16 protein-coding genes are annotated in these 13,046 nt (G+C 66.1%); 3 read left to right on the plus strand and 13 right to left on the minus strand.

Annotation, left to right across the window (positions count from 1 at the left end; translation table 11 throughout):
• Positions 1–79 precede the first annotated feature (79 nt).
• Complete coding sequence (locus ACSR87_RS14435; RefSeq protein WP_498530935.1) at positions 80–1,828, plus strand: bacterio-opsin activator domain-containing protein; 1,749 nt, start codon at positions 80–82, stop codon at positions 1,826–1,828.
• A gap of 29 nt (positions 1,829–1,857) precedes the next feature.
• On the opposite strand, the gene ACSR87_RS14440 is transcribed toward ACSR87_RS14435, so the two are convergent.
• The 8 genes from ACSR87_RS14440 to ACSR87_RS14475 form a co-directional block, all read right to left on the minus strand.
• Positions 1,858–2,250, minus strand: a complete 393-nt coding sequence (locus tag ACSR87_RS14440; protein WP_006600324.1) for a response regulator transcription factor — start codon at positions 2,248–2,250, stop codon at positions 1,858–1,860.
• Positions 2,251–2,341: 91 nt separating this feature from the next.
• On the minus strand, positions 2,342–2,548 hold the full coding sequence (locus ACSR87_RS14445) for a DUF7835 family putative zinc beta-ribbon protein (protein ID WP_498530936.1): 207 nt from the start codon (positions 2,546–2,548) through the stop codon (positions 2,342–2,344).
• Between the two features lie 108 nt (positions 2,549–2,656).
• Positions 2,657–3,037, minus strand: a complete 381-nt coding sequence (locus tag ACSR87_RS14450) for a helix-turn-helix domain-containing protein (protein WP_004043579.1) — start codon at positions 3,035–3,037, stop codon at positions 2,657–2,659.
• Positions 3,038–3,180: 143 nt separating this feature from the next.
• Entirely contained in the window at positions 3,181–4,200 is a 1,020-nt protein-coding gene (locus ACSR87_RS14455; RefSeq protein WP_498531074.1) for a sulfite exporter TauE/SafE family protein, read from the minus strand.
• 20 nt (positions 4,201–4,220) lie between these two features.
• Positions 4,221–4,370 (minus strand): DUF7512 family protein, encoded by a 150-nt coding sequence (locus tag ACSR87_RS14460; RefSeq protein WP_004043577.1) that lies wholly within the window; start codon positions 4,368–4,370, stop codon positions 4,221–4,223.
• Between the two features lie 511 nt (positions 4,371–4,881).
• Positions 4,882–5,346 carry a DUF6691 family protein gene (locus ACSR87_RS14465; RefSeq protein ID WP_004063487.1) on the minus strand — a complete coding sequence of 155 codons (465 nt, stop codon included), beginning with the start codon at positions 5,344–5,346 and terminating at the stop codon, positions 4,882–4,884.
• Positions 5,343–5,834 carry a YeeE/YedE family protein gene (locus ACSR87_RS14470; RefSeq protein ID WP_004043575.1) on the minus strand — a complete coding sequence of 164 codons (492 nt, stop codon included), beginning with the start codon at positions 5,832–5,834 and terminating at the stop codon, positions 5,343–5,345. Before ACSR87_RS14470 ends, ACSR87_RS14465 begins: the two co-directional genes overlap by 4 nt.
• A complete protein-coding gene (locus tag ACSR87_RS14475; RefSeq protein WP_498530937.1) occupies positions 5,835–7,022 on the minus strand; it encodes an MBL fold metallo-hydrolase in 1,188 nt (395 codons plus the stop codon). It lies immediately after the preceding gene.
• A gap of 266 nt (positions 7,023–7,288) precedes the next feature.
• Between ACSR87_RS14475 and ACSR87_RS14480 the strand changes: the two genes are divergently transcribed.
• Together ACSR87_RS14480 and ACSR87_RS14485 are read left to right on the plus strand one after the other, a co-directional pair.
• Positions 7,289–7,540, plus strand: a complete 252-nt coding sequence (locus tag ACSR87_RS14480; RefSeq protein ID WP_498530938.1) for a sulfurtransferase TusA family protein — start codon at positions 7,289–7,291, stop codon at positions 7,538–7,540.
• Positions 7,537–8,118 (plus strand): DsrE/DsrF/DrsH-like family protein, encoded by a 582-nt coding sequence (locus ACSR87_RS14485; RefSeq protein WP_498530939.1) that lies wholly within the window; start codon positions 7,537–7,539, stop codon positions 8,116–8,118. Before ACSR87_RS14480 ends, ACSR87_RS14485 begins: the two co-directional genes overlap by 4 nt.
• 192 nt (positions 8,119–8,310) lie before the next feature.
• Here ACSR87_RS14485 and ACSR87_RS14490 read toward each other — a convergent pair whose 3' ends face one another.
• From ACSR87_RS14490 to proC, 5 genes are all read right to left on the minus strand, one after another.
• Positions 8,311–9,114 carry an N-acyl homoserine lactonase family protein gene (locus ACSR87_RS14490; RefSeq protein WP_498530940.1) on the minus strand — a complete coding sequence of 268 codons (804 nt, stop codon included), beginning with the start codon at positions 9,112–9,114 and terminating at the stop codon, positions 8,311–8,313.
• Positions 9,115–9,273: 159 nt separating this feature from the next.
• Complete coding sequence (locus tag ACSR87_RS14495; protein ID WP_498530941.1) at positions 9,274–9,936, minus strand: AIM24 family protein; 663 nt, start codon at positions 9,934–9,936, stop codon at positions 9,274–9,276.
• 105 nt (positions 9,937–10,041) lie between these two features.
• Positions 10,042–11,376: a glutamate-5-semialdehyde dehydrogenase gene (locus ACSR87_RS14500; protein ID WP_115859950.1), complete on the minus strand. Its 1,335-nt coding sequence runs from the start codon at positions 11,374–11,376 to the stop codon at positions 10,042–10,044.
• Positions 11,369–12,256 (minus strand): glutamate 5-kinase, encoded by an 888-nt coding sequence (gene proB, locus ACSR87_RS14505; protein WP_004063480.1) that lies wholly within the window; start codon positions 12,254–12,256, stop codon positions 11,369–11,371. The genes ACSR87_RS14500 and proB overlap by 8 nt, the downstream gene beginning before the upstream one ends.
• Positions 12,249–13,022, minus strand: a complete 774-nt coding sequence (proC, locus tag ACSR87_RS14510) for a pyrroline-5-carboxylate reductase (protein WP_081597031.1) — start codon at positions 13,020–13,022, stop codon at positions 12,249–12,251. Before proC ends, proB begins: the two co-directional genes overlap by 8 nt.
• Between the last annotated feature and the right edge of the window lie 24 nt (positions 13,023–13,046).

Raw genomic sequence — 13,046 nt, forward strand, 5'->3', positions numbered from 1 at the left:
GGGTCGCCGTACCGCCTAAATTCCACCTGTTTCGATGGGCAGATATATTACCGTCCGCCGTTACTGTGTGTTCGATACGATGGTCACCGAACGCTCGGCGCGCGAGAGCCCCGACCAGCGGGCCGCCGAGCAGGTCGTCCTCGTCGTCGACGACGACGAGGACCTCGCGGACACCTGCCGGTACTGGCTCGACGGCGAGCGGTTCGCCGTCGAGACAGCCTACGGTGGAGCGGAAGCGCTCTGCCGACTCGACGACACGGTCGACGTGGTCCTCCTCGACCGCCGGATGCCGAACGTCACGGGCGACGACGTGCTCGAAGAGATTCGCGAGCGCGGCCTCGACTGCCGCGTGGCGATGATGACCGCGGTCGAGCCGGACACCGACATCGTCGAGATGCCGTTCGACGCCTACCTCGTCAAGCCCGTCTCGGAGTCGGAGGTCAAAGAGACGGTCGAAGAGCTGCTCGTTCGGTCGGGGTTCGAGTCCGGGGTCCGCGAGTACTTCGCGCTCGAATCCACCGAGGCGGCGCTCGACAGCCGCGACGTAGAGGAGCTTCGCGAGCCGGAGGCGCTTTCGGACCTCCGCAGTCGCTTGGAGGCGGTGCGGGCCGAACACGAGGCGGCGATTCGAAACCGCGAAGCGCAACTCGACCGCCTGAACCGAACGAACGAACTGCTCCGCGACGTCGACCGGGCGCTCATCGACGCGCGGACCCGCGACGAAATCGAACAGACCGTCTGCGACGTGGTCGCGGACGCGCACGAGGCCGCCGTCGTCCTCAGGCGCACCGCCGCCGGCACGCTGCGGTGTACCGCGGCGGCGGGCCACGGTCTCGACCCCGCGGGCATCGACCTCGACTTCGTCGACGAGGCGTTCGGCGTCGACGGGGCGGTCGAAGACGGCTTCGTCTTCGAGGATATCTCCGAGGCGCACCGCGCGGCCGTACTCGGCGACGACGCCGACGACCTCGACGCGGTCTCGGCGCTCTGTGTTTCCATCGACTACCGCGAGACGATGTACGGCGCGCTCGTCGTCTACGACGAGACCGACGGCTTCGACGACGAGTCCGCGGGGCTGTTTTCCGACCTCGGAGCGACCGTCGGCAACGGCATCAACGCGACCCAGAGCAAGCGGCTTCTCAACGGCGACAGCGTCGTCGAACTGGAGTTTCAGGTCGGCCGCGACGCCGGCGTGCTCACCCGCCTCTCGGCGGCGCTCGACTGCCAACTCTCGCTCGACGGCGTGACCCGCCTCGACGACGGTCTCGCCTGCTTCGTCAGCGTCGCGGGCGCGTCGGGCAGCGACGCGGTCGCGGCTGCGGTCGACGCCGACGGCGTCTCGCAGGCCCGCGTCGTCTCCGAGGGCGACGAGGAGTCCGTCGTCGAACTCCGCACCGACGCCGAGGCGGCGCTTTCGACCGCTATCGACCACGGCGCGAGCGTGGAGCAACTGACGCTCTCGGAAGGGACCGGCAGTCTCGCACTCCGCGTCGCGGCCGACGCCGACCACGGCGCGCTCGTGGAGGCGGTGGCGACGGCCGCACCGGGCGTCTCAGTCGTCGCGAAGCGCGAGGTCGAGCGGTCCGTCCAGTCGCCCGACTCCTTCCGGCGGGCGCTCGACTCGAAGCTGACCGACCGGCAGCGGACGGTCCTCGAAACGTCGCTCGTCTCCGGCTACTTCGAGTGGCCCCGGGGGAGCACGGCCGAGGAGGTCGCGGACTCGCTCGGTATCTCGCCGCCCACGCTCCACGAGCACCTCCGGACGGCGGAGCGAAAGCTCATCGAGACGTATTTCGACGAGCTGAATCCAGCGCCGGCGGACGACTGAGGCGGTCGGGGGCGAGCGACCGAGGAGAGTTAGTCGAGTGTTGCTTCGGGGGTGTCGTCGATGAGTCGAGCGGCGGCGTCGAACACGTCGCCTTTGGTGACAGGTTTCGTGAGCACGTCGTCGACCGGGAGGGCGGTTAGCTCGTCGTCGGGCGTGGCGCTGAGCATGACGACGCCGAACGACGCCGGGTCGGCTCGGCGGCGGAGTTCTTCGAGGACGGACTCGCCGGAGAGACCGGGGAGGTTGCGGTCGAGAAAGACGAGGTCGACGTCGTCGTCGAACGACTGGAGCGCCTCGCGCCCGGTGTAGGCGACCCGGACGCGGTAGCGTCGTTCGAGCCACAGCGCGAGGCTGTCGGCGAGGGCGGCCTCGTCGTCGACGAGGAGGACGGTCGGCGCGTCGTGAGTGTGAGTCTGTGTCATGGCTCGGACCGTGGCTACGGTGTCTCGGGGGCGGTCGTGCGGACTCGGAGGCGGTCGGTCGAAAGCGGTCGTCGAGCGGCGCGGGTGTCGCTCACGCGTCGTTCATGCGCTTCGACTGCGTGTTGCCACAGCGCGTACAGCGCGTGACGCGGTACGGCTCGCGGGAGAACTGACGGTTCTCGCGCTTCCGACTCTCCGTCTTGATTTCGATGGAGACGTCGTGCGGCGTCCGCGACTCACACGACGGGCACTCTTCGACGAACTCGTTGTTTCGGGGACTGCTTTTACTCTTCGACATACGGTGGTCGTGGCAGTAGCTATGGACTCTATGCCGTTGAATACGGAACCTAATTGATTTGGGACGCGAACCAATCGAGGGGCGGCGGCCGCTCGTCGGCCGAGAGGACTACTCCGCGGGGACGATTTTCTCGTCGTACTTGTCGCGGAACTCCTGGATGAGCGTGCCCATCTGGGCGTACCAGTCGTTGAGCATCCGCTGCATATCGTCCGCGACCTCGTTGGGGTCGGTCGGGTGGTAGACGTGGTAGTAGCCGCCGTGTTCGTAGTTCACCTGTTGTTTTTGGATGAGGCCCGCCTGCAACAGGCGCTGGATAGAGCGGTAGGCGGTCGAACGCTCCCGTTCGACCGCTTCAGCGACCTCGTCGACGGTCAGGCGGTCGTCGGTCTCGACGAGCACCTCGAAACACCGTCGGTCGAGTTGCTTCAGTCCGTGGAGACATTCGAGGAGTCCCTCACACTCCATGTCCGATTGCAGATATTCGACCATCGAGCTAGCCATTGTCGGTTCGGGCTACGTGGTCAGCCCTGAAAAGGGTTTGTATAGTTTGCACAACACCGAGTGGGAGACGGCGACCCAGTGTGGCGGATTCGCGTTCGATGCGAGTGCGGTTCGCGTTCGAGTCGGTGCGGTCAGTCGGCGGTCGAACTCCCGGCAGTCGAGGGCGCGCGCATGGACTTGACGGCGCTGTAAAGCACCGCGCCGGAGACCATGAGCGCCGACCCGAGGATGAGCGCGAGGCTGACGTAGTCGAGGACGCCCACGCCGAGATAGTTCCCGGCCTGTCGCACGGCGACAGCGAGCGCGCCGAGAAGCAGCATCAGGCCGAAGTAAATCTTGATTTCGTCCTCGTCGACGATGGAGGTCGCCGCGGAGCCGACGCGCGCGCCGAGCGCGGAGCCGGCGAGCAGCGGCGCGACGATAGAGAGGTCGACGCCGCCGGACTGCGCGTAGAGGAACGAGCCGATGCCGCCCGAGAACATGATTTCGAACAGGTCGGTCCCGACCGCGATGGGTACGGGGACGCCGATGAGGTAGAACAGGGCGGGCATCCGGATGAAGCCGCCGCCGACGCCGAGGAACCCCGAGAGGAGCCCCGTGGCGAACGCGACGAGCAGAATCATCCACAGCGAGACCTGCACGCCGCCGCGGAGCGTTATCATCGGCGGCAGCGAGTAGCTCTGAATCTTCTTCGCCAGCTCGGGGATGTCGTCAGCGTCGACGTCGGCGTCGCCGTCTACGTCGTGGCTGACGCCGCCGCTGTCGCCGCCTTTCAGCGCCTCGTAGGTGACGAACAGCCCGATACCGCCGAGGAGCAGCACGTACGTGACGCTGATGATGTTGCCGGCGAGTCCGAGTTCTTCGAGGTAGAGGACGATTTCCTTCCCGACTTCGAGGCCGACCGTGGTCCCGATAATCATCGAGATACCGAGTTTGTAGTCGACTTGCCCGAGGTCGCGGTGTTTCAGCGTCGCGATGACGGAGGTCCCGAAGACGAACGCGAGCCCGGAGCCGACGGCCACGCGCGAGGGATAGCCCATGACGAGCAGCGCGGGCGTCACGAGGAACGACCCGCCCATGCCGAAGAAGCCGAACAGGACGCCGATGAGGACGCCGAACGCGACGAAAAGCGCCAGCAGCCCGGCCGACATGCCGAATAGCTCCAGCACGCTCACTCACCACCGATTGCTTTCCGCACGGTCGGGCCGAGCGCCGCGGTCAGCGCGCCGTAGCCGACGTACAGCACCATCGCCTCGACGAGGACGACGCCGACGAGCGCGGCGGCCTGCGCGTTCCCGCCCAGCGTCTCGATTCCGAACATCTTACCAGCACCCCTCGGGGCGCCCGGAGTGTATTGCACGCATCATACTTTCTTGTACATGGCTGGCTAACCGGAGTGAGGATATAACGCTTTTGGGAATACTATACAAGACCATATTGCTATCGCATACGTATAAGTTACAGGGTGAACACACAGATACCACTCAGCCGAGTCATATTTTGTATCAGGCGACGTTACGAACATATTTGTCCGCTATCTATGACAAAAATAGTTATTTGATTATTGTACAATACTATCTTCTCAAATGTCGAATTGGAGATATCACACCCGAGAGACGCTCACAGCGTTGTTTTCGGGGGCTACGGCGAGCGTCGAACGGTCCGCGGCTGGCGACGACAGACGCCAACCGCTCGACGGCGCGCGCGAGTCGAGTCGAGTCGTCGCCCGGGACAGCGGTTCACCGACGGGGGCGTCGGGCACTTCGTCGCCGTCGCTCTGCGGTCGAGAGGTGAAAGCAGGAGACGAGCGAAATCCGATTCGGCGGGGCGGCTCAGTCGGCGGCGGTGCCGGTCGCGGCGCTGTCGGCGCGGCGGGCGCGCCAGAGCCCCTGGAGGTACGCGCCGACGAACATCCCGCCGATGGCGATGAGGATTGGGTAGTTGCCGACGCCGAGGCTGGCGTAGGCCGCACCCGGGCAGATGCCCGAGATTCCCCAGCCGGCACCGAAGACGACCCCGCCGACGACGACGTTCTTGTCGAACGACTTCAGCCGGCGGCCGTAGTCGCGTCCGGTGAGGGGCGCGCGGTCACCGAACGCCTCGGCGAGCGCGAAGACGGTCCCGGTGACGACGGCGGCCCCGCCCATCACGAAGACGAGGCCGAAGTCGTCGAACTGGAGGAAATCGAGGACGACCTCCGGGCGGGCCATGTTGCTGACGGCGAGACCGAACCCGAATATCAGGCCGCCCGCGACGACGACCAGCATGAACCCGAGTCCGCGTTCGTCGTCGCTCACGGCGACACCCCCAGCGCGCTCAGGAGCTGTGCGACCCCGATGGCGACGAGCATGAAGGTGGCGACGTTGACCAGCGAGGTCCGCGAGCGCGAGCCGACGCCGCAGACCCCGTGGCCGGACGTACACCCCTTCCCGATGCGGGTGCCGACGCCGACGAGCACGCCGCCGACGGCGAAGCGCCACGGCTGCACGTCGGAGACCCACCAGCCGTCACCGAACAGGACGGTGTAGAGTGCGGCCCCGGCGACGATGCTCAGGGTGAACACGACCCGCCAGTCCCGCGAGGCGACGTACTTCGCCTTGTTGAACCGCGGGAGGTCGGAGACGTACGACAGCGTCGATTCGAGGAAGGTGCTCGCGCCGGCGATGACGCCCGTCCCGAGGTAGATGACGGCGGTCCCGAGTCCGATGAGGAGGCCGCCGAGCGCGTAGTGCGCGATACCGTTCGGGAAGAGCCCGTCGACGAGGAGCGGCGTCAGACCCGACATTTAGTTCGTCAGAGCTTCGTTGCTGGCCGCGCAGTTGTTCGGCCCGAGTTCGAGCTCGAAGGCGCGGTCGTCGTCCGACTCCTGCACGCCGAGGTTCGTCTCGATGATATCGACGTAGTTGGCCGGCCGCGGCGGCATATCCGAGAGGATGAACTCCACGAACTCGTCTTTGGGCATCGACAGTGCATTCATCGTCTCCTTCAGTTCCCCGAGCGTGGCGGTGTAGCTGCCGTCGTCGGCCGGGATTGCCGCGTCGCTGAAGTGCGCGGAGGCGACGATGGCGTCGTCGTCGTGCGAGAGGACGCGCTCTTGAAGCGAGTCGTAGAGCAGTCCGGCCGCGTCGGGCGCGCCCTCGTCGCCGTCTTCGAGGTCGGGGCGGGCGACCGATTCGATGAACAGGCCGTCACCCGTAAAGAGCACGTTGTCGACCTTGTAGGTCGTCATGCCGGTCGTGTGACCCGGCGTGTGGATGGCCTCGATGTCGGTGTCGCCGACGGTGAGCGTCTCGCCATCCGCGATTGTGTCGTAGGGCGTGTCGTAGTCGACGCCGCGGTCCTCGGCGGCCTCGGGGATGACGCCCGTGACGCCATGGTCTTCGACCAGCGTGCGGACGCCGCTGATGTGGTCCGCGTGGATGTGCGTGTCGACGGCGTACTTGAGTTCAGCGCCGAGCGCCTTCGCGTCGGCGACGTACTCGTCGGCGAAGTAGCGGAGCGGGTCGACGACGGCCGCCTCGTCACCGTCGACGACGAGGTACGCCAGACAACCGCTGGAGGGGCGCTGGTACTGCGCGACGAGCGCGTCGCCGTCGGTCTCCAGTTCGGTGTACTCGTAGACGCTCGCCCAGCCGTTCATGCCGCGTTCGAGCGCCACGGCGTCGTAGCCCTCCTGAATCAGGAGCCCGGCGACGTACTCCGAGGAGTGACCCTTCGCACAGAGGACGACGAACTCCTCGTCTTCGGGCAGCTCTTCGAACAGCGACTCGTCGAGCTCCTCGTCGAGGAACTCGAAGTAGGGGATGTTGACGTGCGAGACGTTCTCGCCGTCGATGCGCCAGTCCTCGTGTTCCGACGGCACGCGGTTGTCGAGGATGGTGAGCGCCTCGCCCTCGTCGATGCGGGCTTTCAGCGCCTCGGGTTCGATGACTGGCACGTCGACGTCGAGTTCCGGCAGGTCTGGAACGGTCATGTATGCATCACCCACTATCGGGTGATTAGACTTAAGCTTTCGGATGGTAGTTTGGATTTTCTGCAATATTCATCCCGCAGATATCATCCAAATATAGTGCGATTTTGCACCCACGTGAGCGCACAATGGTTCTTAAGCCCGTAAAACGTCCGAATACCCCGGATAGACGCAGCTGATTAGATATTGTGTAGTCTACCCAAGAAGCGACACACTTTTACGAAGCACCCTTATATTGTGGAACACACCCAACACAGGTGACCTCGAAAATGAGTACATACGAACCCACCGAGACCCTCGACGTGAAAGGACTGTCCTGCCCGATGCCCGTCGTCAAGACCCGCGGCGCGGTCGACGACCTCGAAAGCGGCGAGATTCTGCGGGTCGTCGCGACCGACTCCGGCAGTATGAGCGACCTGAAGGGCTGGGCCGACGCCACCGACGGCGTCTCCATGCTCGAACAGGAAGAGGCCGAGGAAGACGGCGACGCGGTCTTCCGTCACTTCATCCAGAAGGAATGAGTTCGGACGCCGACGCGCCCGTCGACGCGGGAGCCGCCTCCGTCGAAGACCTCCGCGCGCAGGTCCAAGCCCTGCAAGAAGACGTCTCCGACCTCCGGGAGGCGACCGACGACGACGGCCAGAAGTCGATGACCATCATCGCGACCAAAGGCACCCTCGACATGGCGTACCCGCCGCTCATCCTCGCCAGCACGGCGGCCGCATTCGGCTGGGACGTCGTGGTGTTCCACACGTTCTGGGGGCTCGACATCCTCCACGAGGAGAAGTCGAAGAATCTGAAGCTCAGCGCGGTCGGCAACCCGAGCATGCCGATGCCGAACGCCGTCGCCGCGTTGCCCTTCATGGACTCCGTCGCCACGAGCATGATGGAAAAGAAGATTCAGGAAAACGGGACCGCGACCGTCGAGGAACTCATCGAGACCTCCCTCGACATGGGCGTCGACCTCCAGGCCTGCCAGATGACCATCGAACTGATGGGCTACGACGAAGCCGAGTTCTACGACGGCGTCACCACCGGCGTCGGCGCGGCGACGGCCCTCCAGCACATGGCCGACGCCGACGTACAGCTCATGATTTAGGCCGGGCCGTCGTCTCCCACAGCCAACCAATCCTCCAACCCCTCCCCCACTCCACCCGCCTCACCCACCCATTCCCACCATCCCTGAGGTTCCCCTTTTCACCCTCTTCGGACGCGACGAGAGCGGTCGCCGTCGGCCGGCCATCGAATGAATCCAGAAAATCAGAATCCGACGCGCGCGCCGTCGTCCGATTCAGACGTTCCAGCCCGCGCCGAACGACTCGAAGCGGGCGAGGTCGTGGCCGAACAGCACGTCGCCGCCGGTCCGGCGTTCGAGTTCCTTCACCGTCTGGAGGCTCTCGAACCAGTCGCGTTCGCTCCACAGCAGGCCGGGGCCGAGCGGCACTTCGTCCGCGTAGTTGCCCTCGACGTAACACTCGTCGCCCGCGACGAGCACGTCGCCATCGGGCGTTTCGATGTGCGCGCCCAGCACGCCGGGAGTGTGACCCGGCAGGTGAATGAGCCGGAAGCCGTCGAACAGCGTGTGTTCGTCGCCGTGGACGACGTGCCAGTTCAGGTCGCGGTCGAAGTCGGAGGCGAGGTACGCGATGGAGCCCTCTGTCGTCTTCGCCGAGTAGTAGGCGAACTTCAGTTCCTCCTCGTGGACGTATATCGGCACGTCTGTGCCCGCGAACTCGACGAGGCCGCCCGCGTGATCGAGATGCAGGTGGCTCATCACCACCGCGTCGATGTCGGCGGGGTCGTAGCCGACCGCGCCGAGGTCGCCTTCGAGCGTGTGGTCCGCGGCATCGACGTGCGAAAACGCCTCGTACAGCGGGTCGGGCCAGTAGCCGTCGGCGGCGGCCGGGTTCGAGCCGGTGTCCCACAGCACCGTCCGGTCGGGGCCGTCGACGACGGCGTTCCAGACGACGAACTCGCTCATCTCGTGGTCGGGGTTCGGGTTCGACGCGCTCCCCATGGAGTAGCCGTCGAGGACGTAGCCGGTGTCCGCGTGAACGCGGCCGCGGTCGACCAGGTGGACGCTGATGTCACCCATATTCCGGGGTTAGGACGGAGCCGGCATAACCGTTCAGGCAGTCAATATATCTCCGTCGGGCACTAGAGATACGCGTCGTTTCGGCCCGCGCCGTGTCGGCCCGCGCGGCGAACGCGGTCGACGAGCGACGGTGAAAACCCGGAGCGAACGGTCGCTACGCTACTGACTGGGGCCGACTTCCTCGAACGGTTGGACGATGACGAAGCCGCCCTCGTCCGCGAATTCGAGCTGGTAGGACTCGCCCGACGAGCGGCCGAGCAGGCCCTTGATGTTGATGTCGCGGTTCGACGACGGCGAGACGTTGCCGCTCCACGCGACGGTCGCGTTGGGGTCGGTCTTCGCCGGCGTCTGGAGGACGATGGGTTCGCCGTGGGTCGTGAGGGCGACGTGGCCGGGGCCTTCGAGGAAGACGTTGAACAGGCCGCCCGAGGAGGTGCCGGCGACGCTCGTCAGCATCTTGATGTCCCAGTTCACGCTCGACTCGAACGCGAGCACGTCGTTGCCGTTGACGCTCAGCTCCTCGCCCGCGTCGAGTTCGAGAATCTGGACCTCCTTGGCCTGGTCTGCGAGATAGAGGTGGCCGGTTCCGGTCGCCTGCATCATGACGTCGCCCTCGCCCGTGGCCTTCTTCTTGAGCATCCCTTTTAGGCCGCCGGCGGACTTGCGCTCGAAGGAGATGTCGCCGGTGTAGCCGACCATCGACCCGGCTTTCGCCATGACGTTCCCGTCGAGGGCCACGTCGAGGAGCTTCGAGTTTTCGAGTTCGAAGGAGTCGCCGCCTTCGGACGGTGCGTGCGCGCTGACGAATTCGTCTAAGTCCATTGAGTCACCGAGTCGCGGCCGAAAGCGACTCTACCGGAGAGGCGACTGTCAGGGATATAGTTCTGTTTGCCGCGAAAAATCGGCCCGAACGGTCGACGTGGTCAGTCAGTCCCGACGGCTTCGGTGGCCGGGGGTCCAGTCGGCGTCGAGCGCCTCGTGGGTGAAGGGGACGGCGTCCTCGCCGGCGTAGGTGGCGACCAACTGGCCGTCGCCTTCGAGGTAGTACTTGTAGGTCGTCAGCCCTTCGAGACCGACCGGGCCGCGGGCGTGAATCTTGCCCGTCGAGATGCCCACCTCGGCGCCGAGGCCGTAGCGGTAGCCGTCGGCGAAGCGGGTCGAGGCGTTGTGGAAGACGCTGGCGGCGTCGACGCCGGTCATGAACGTCTCCGCACGCTCGGCGTCGTCGGTGACGATGGACTCGGTGTGTTTCGAGCCGTGGGCGTTGATGTGGTCGACCGCGTCGTACAGGTCCGAGACGACCTTGACGGAGAGTTCGAGGTCGCCGTACTCGGTGTCCCAGTCGTCGTCGGTCGCGGGGTCGATATCGACGTGTTCGCGGGTCGCCTCGTCGCCGCGGAGGACGACGCCCTCGTCGCGGTAGCGCTCGACGACCGTCGGCAGGAAGTCGGCGGCGACCGACTCGTCGACGAGGAGCGTCTCGACGGCGTTGCAGACCGCGGGGTACTGCACCTTCGCGTCGAGCGCGATGTCCGCGGCCATGTCGAGGTCGGCCGCCTCGTCGACGTAGACGTGACAGATACCCTCGGTGTGGCCGAGGACGGGAATCTGGGTGTTGTCCTGGATGTAGCTGACGAATTCCGAGGAGCCGCGGGGCATCACGAGGTCGACCATGTCGTCGAGTTCGAGCAGGCGGTCGACCTCCTCGTGGGCTTCGATGAGCGTCGCCCAGCCGTCGGGCAGCTCCTCGGTGGCGGACAGAATCGTCTCGTACAGCACGCGGTTCGACTCGCTGGCCTCGCTGCCGCCCTTGAGGATGACGGCGTTACCGGACTTCAGCGCCAGCGCGGCGATTTGGACCAGCGCGTCGGGCCGCGACTCGAAGATGGTCGCCACGACGCCGATGGGGACCGAGAGTTTGTACAGTTCGAGGTCCTCGTCCAGTTCGCGCGCTTCCAGCGTCTCGCCGAGCGGGTCGTCCTGCTCGGCGACGGACTCGACCATCCCGGCGATGTCGTCCAACTTCGCCTCGTCGAGTTTGAGGCGGTCCACGAGCGCCTGCGTGTACTCGCCGGCGGCGAGCATCGCCTCGGCCTCCTCGACGTCCTCGCGGTTGGCCGCGAGAATCGCCTCGCTGTTGTCGCGGATGGCGTCCGCGATGGCTCCGAGCGCGGCGTCGCGGTCGGCCGCGTCGACGTTGGCGAGGCGGAGCGCCGCCGACTGTGCCCGTTCGACCTGCGCGGTCGTGTCTCGCTCAGTCATCGAGTTCACCATCGAGGGGGAGGAACATTGTTCCCACCGATTCGCGCTCGGCTATCTTCGCCAGCACGTCGGGCTCGGTCGACCGCGCGATGACGGCGGGGATGCCGTACTCGGCGGCGTCGCGCGCGCCGCGGACCTTCGTCTGGATGCCGCCGAAGCCGCCGGTCGAGCTCGCGGTGACGATGTCCTCCACGTCGCTGTAATTGTCGCCGACGACTTCGATGCGCTCGGCGTCGGAGTCCTCCTTCGGATTGCCGGTGTAGACGCCGCCCACGTCGGTGAGCGTCACGAGCAGGTCGACGCCGATGCCGACCGCGATGTCCGACGAAATCATGTCGTTGTCTCCGATTTGGAGCTCTTCGGTGGCGACCGCGTCGTTCTCGTTGATGATGGGCACGACGCCCCACTCCAGCAGCGTCTCGACCGTGTTCCGGAAGTTGGTGAAGCGCTCGGGGTTCTCCAGGTCGTGCTGGGTGATGAGTATCTGGGCGACCTTCCGGTCGTAGCGCTCGAAGCTCTCGGTGTAGCGGTGCATGAGCAGGCTCTGGCCGACCGTCGACAGCGCCTGCGACGCTTCGAGAGTGTCGCGGTCCGCCGTGGGGTGGTCGAGCCGTCCGATGCCGGCCCCGACCGCGCCCGAGGAGACGAGCAGCACCTCCTTACCGCGCGAGAGCAGCGACTCGATGTCGTCGACGAGCTTGTCGAGTTTGTCGTCGTCGAGGTTGGAGTCCTCGTCGGTCAGCGAGTTGGTGCCGGCCTTGACGATGACGCGGTCCGCCTCGGCGGCGGCGTCGCGGGCGGCGGCGACCGCATCGGGGTCGACGGCCGCAGTCGACTCGGACGCCTCGGACGCCTCCGCCGTCTCGCTCAGTTCACTCATCAGCGAACTCCTCCGCGAGTTCCTTCGACCGACGCTCGGCCGCGACGACCGCCTCGGTGACGGCGTCGTCGGCGTCGCTGTCCCAGAGGACCTCCATCCCCTCGATGGTCGTCCCGTTCGGCGAGCAGACCGCGTCGATGAGTTCGTCGGCGGTGCGGTCGTCCTGGACGACGGTCTCGGCCGCGCCCTTGAACGTCTGAGCGGCGAGAATCTCGGCGTCTTCCTCGGAGAGTCCGCCCGCGATACCGGCCTGCGTGACGGCCTCGATGAGATAGAAGACGAAGGCCGGCCCGCTGCCGTTGACCGCGGTGGCGATATCCATCTGGGACTCTTCGACCTCGACGAACTCGCCCACGTCCGAGAGGAGTTCGCGGACCTCGTCGGTCAGGTCGCCGGTCGCCGCCGCCGCCATGTCGCGGGTCTCGGCGGCGAGGTTCGGCATGATGCGAACGACGCGGGCGTCGGTGTGCGCCTCGACGAACGCGGTCGGGACGCCCGCGGCGATGGTGACGAGAGTCTGGTCGGGAGACAAATCGAGTTCCGAGAGGACGGCCTCGACGATGTCGGGCTTGACCGCGACGAACACCACGTCGGCGTCGGCCGCGCGCGACACGTCGTCCGTCGTCTCTTCACAGTAGTCGGCGACCGCGGCGAGGGCCTCGGGGTCGAGGTCGCAGGCGACGACCGAGTGGCCGCCCGCCTTCCAGAGCCCGGTGAGGAGGGCGCTCCCCATGTTTCCGCAGCCGATAACGCTCGTGCGTACCATTGGTGCTGACTCAAGGTACGACGC

It is taken from the genome of Haloferax sp. SDI50 (assembly GCF_059802635.1).

Bases quoted from the DNA above. Each gene is read 5' to 3' on its own strand.
- ACSR87_RS14435 (WP_498530935.1), top strand. From the start codon at position 80: ATGGTCACCGAACGCTCGGCGCGCGAGAGCCCCGACCAGCGGGCCGCC.
- ACSR87_RS14440 (WP_006600324.1), bottom strand. From the start codon at position 2,250: ATGACACAGACTCACACTCACGACGCGCCGACCGTCCTCCTCGTCGAC.
- ACSR87_RS14445 (WP_498530936.1), bottom strand. From the start codon at position 2,548: ATGTCGAAGAGTAAAAGCAGTCCCCGAAACAACGAGTTCGTCGAAGAG.
- ACSR87_RS14450 (WP_004043579.1), bottom strand. From the start codon at position 3,037: ATGGTCGAATATCTGCAATCGGACATGGAGTGTGAGGGACTCCTCGAA.
- ACSR87_RS14455 (WP_498531074.1), bottom strand. From the start codon at position 4,200: ATGTCGGCCGGGCTGCTGGCGCTTTTCGTCGCGTTCGGCGTCCTCATC.
- ACSR87_RS14460 (WP_004043577.1), bottom strand. From the start codon at position 4,370: ATGTTCGGAATCGAGACGCTGGGCGGGAACGCGCAGGCCGCCGCGCTC.
- ACSR87_RS14470 (WP_004043575.1), bottom strand. From the start codon at position 5,834: ATGTCGGGTCTGACGCCGCTCCTCGTCGACGGGCTCTTCCCGAACGGT.
- ACSR87_RS14475 (WP_498530937.1), bottom strand. From the start codon at position 7,022: ATGACCGTTCCAGACCTGCCGGAACTCGACGTCGACGTGCCAGTCATC.
- ACSR87_RS14480 (WP_498530938.1), top strand. From the start codon at position 7,289: ATGAGTACATACGAACCCACCGAGACCCTCGACGTGAAAGGACTGTCC.
- ACSR87_RS14485 (WP_498530939.1), top strand. From the start codon at position 7,537: ATGAGTTCGGACGCCGACGCGCCCGTCGACGCGGGAGCCGCCTCCGTC.
- ACSR87_RS14490 (WP_498530940.1), bottom strand. From the start codon at position 9,114: ATGGGTGACATCAGCGTCCACCTGGTCGACCGCGGCCGCGTTCACGCG.
- ACSR87_RS14495 (WP_498530941.1), bottom strand. From the start codon at position 9,936: ATGGACTTAGACGAATTCGTCAGCGCGCACGCACCGTCCGAAGGCGGC.
- ACSR87_RS14500 (WP_115859950.1), bottom strand. From the start codon at position 11,376: ATGACTGAGCGAGACACGACCGCGCAGGTCGAACGGGCACAGTCGGCG.
- proB (WP_004063480.1), bottom strand. From the start codon at position 12,256: ATGAGTGAACTGAGCGAGACGGCGGAGGCGTCCGAGGCGTCCGAGTCG.
- proC (WP_081597031.1), bottom strand. From the start codon at position 13,022: ATGGTACGCACGAGCGTTATCGGCTGCGGAAACATGGGGAGCGCCCTC.